We start from the raw sequence: 2,176 nt of genomic DNA on the forward strand, positions 1-2,176 counted from the left end.
CATGCGTTTAGCTTGACGGGAGATGGCGTTGCTAAAGGTGCCCGCTTTATGCAGGACTTGGATGATTTAGCCTCGGTTAAATCGATTAATCCGGTGGCAGGTTTGCTTATTGAAGCACCGGGCGGCAATACCCTAAAGTTGAATAAAGACTTTTTTATTAAGCGGGACAAGGTGAATCAATTGTCCCTACCAATGGCAGCGATGGCCTTATTTACCTTACAGATTAATGCGCCATCTGGCGGAGTGGGGCATCGTACCGGGCTGCGTGGTGGCGGCCCCATGACCACACTGGTACGCCCTAGCGATGCTAACAGCAGTTTATGGCAAAAACTGTGGTGGAATGTGATTAACCGTAGCGATTGGGATTATCCTGACCCAGATTTTAGCAATGGCAGTGTTTTTCCTTGGCTTGCCCCTACTCGAATCAGTGATAAAACAGGCGAACCTATTTATTACGACCAAGTGCATCCGCTGCATGTCTATTGGGGAATGCCGCGTCGGATGCGGCTGATTATTGAGTCTGTTGACGATATTGCCATCAATACAGCTACGGAAAAAGTAGATGGTACTGACGTTGCTGACAATGAATCTGTCAACACTGCTACCACAGATATCGAAATGCGAGATGATTTAACGTGCGAGCCATGCCAGCAGTTTGTACGCCATTATCGCACTCAAAACTATGGTCCCAACTATGAGGGCGATTGGTCACCGCATCCCATTACCCCCTATCGCCATAATTCCAAAAAGCCAGAGGAGACCCCGTTTTCTATCAAAGCCCAACCAGGGGGAATTACCTATAAAATTTGGCACATGCTTACCTTTACAGCCAGTCAAGACAAGACAGGCTTTATACGGGCTAAGGTATTAGACCATGCCAATGAGATTCAACAACGCAGCCGAGGCAGGATAAAAGCAAAAGGTCTTTGGGCGTTCTCATACGATATGGATAATATGAAGGCCCGGGGTTTTTATAGCCACCAATTACCGATTTACTATATCTCTACTAAGCATCAAGCTCGATTGTTAAAGGTTGTACTAGAGCTACAGATGCTGACAGGAACCATCGTTAAGACGCTACGCGACAGTATTAAATATAGCTGGATGAGTGAGCGACATGCCAAAGACAGTAAAGGCGACATGAGTATGATTGATACGATGTTTTGGCAACGTAGTGAAGCCATGTTTTTTAATGCCATTGCCGATGCGGTCAATAATGAAGGCTTGCTAACGGCTGATGCTGCACGCAAGTGGCTCGTTAACTTATGCCAATTAACTTTGCAAATCTATGATGAGCAAGTTCTATCAGCCGATGTGGTGAGTCAACGCCATATGGCGCAGTTAAACAATTTACGTGCTTTTTTATATGGCAATAAACAGCTTACCGAGTTTCGCAACAAACACAAAGCCAATAAAGATGATTAAGCCCTTGTCACAAGGACAATAACGATTAAGGATAATAATATGACGCCCTCTATACCCACTATAGCCAAGCAACCGACAGCTTCCACAAAAACACCTTACCAAGCTACTCGCTATTTAAATGGTTGCGCCGATATTGTATTGGCATGGCATAACCGTTTGTTGGAGATTAAAGGTACTTCAAAAGGTAAAGGTGACGAACAAAATGATAGTGAGATAAATGAGTCTTACGCTGCCTTTTTTCGCACTGCTATGTCAGCCAGTGATGCCGCTAAGTTAAGGCGTTGTCAACATATGGATGATGTCGCTATCCAGCCGGCTTTTATTGCGCTGTGGCAACAACTGCAACCTAAGTTGCTTGACAAACAAAGCCAATATCAAAGTCAACATCAACCCACCATTTCTGATAACACTTTTGCCGCTTGGCTTGCCATTGCTTGGATATTGGCACAGGTACGCACTGTGGATAATCACTATTATGCAAGCCGTTCGGATAAAGGCAGTTCTGCTAAGGGTAGCTCTGCTAAAGAGAAGGGACATCCGAATACGCTAGCATATGTTGCTGGACATAAGGTAGATGATAGACCGCTGATTACCCCATTACGTTTTGAGAAGCTAACCGCTGCCCGTGACCCTGATAGCTTTACCACGTTGCTGGCGAGACTGGTGGCACAATTGCAACAACAAGGGCATGCCCTGAATGTGGTTTGGCTGGCTAATGATATTGTGCATTGGTTTCAGGATTATCAAGACA

At 45.3% G+C, this 2,176-nt stretch carries 2 protein-coding genes; both read left to right on the forward strand.

Translation table 11 applies throughout. From position 1 onward, the window contains the following. Positions 1-1,425: type I-E CRISPR-associated protein Cse1/CasA (casA, locus tag QZ265_RS10695; RefSeq protein ID WP_296406025.1), on the forward strand; the 1,425-nt coding region annotated here is incomplete at its 5' end. A 39-nt stretch (positions 1,426-1,464) separates the two neighbouring features. Next, positions 1,465-2,176, forward strand: a 712-nt coding sequence (gene casB, locus QZ265_RS10700; RefSeq protein WP_296406026.1) for a type I-E CRISPR-associated protein Cse2/CasB, incomplete at its 3' end; no start/stop codon positions are given.

Origin of the sequence: Psychrobacter sp. (genome assembly GCF_018260395.1) — a bacterium.
Lineage (GTDB): Bacteria > Pseudomonadota > Gammaproteobacteria > Pseudomonadales > Moraxellaceae > Psychrobacter.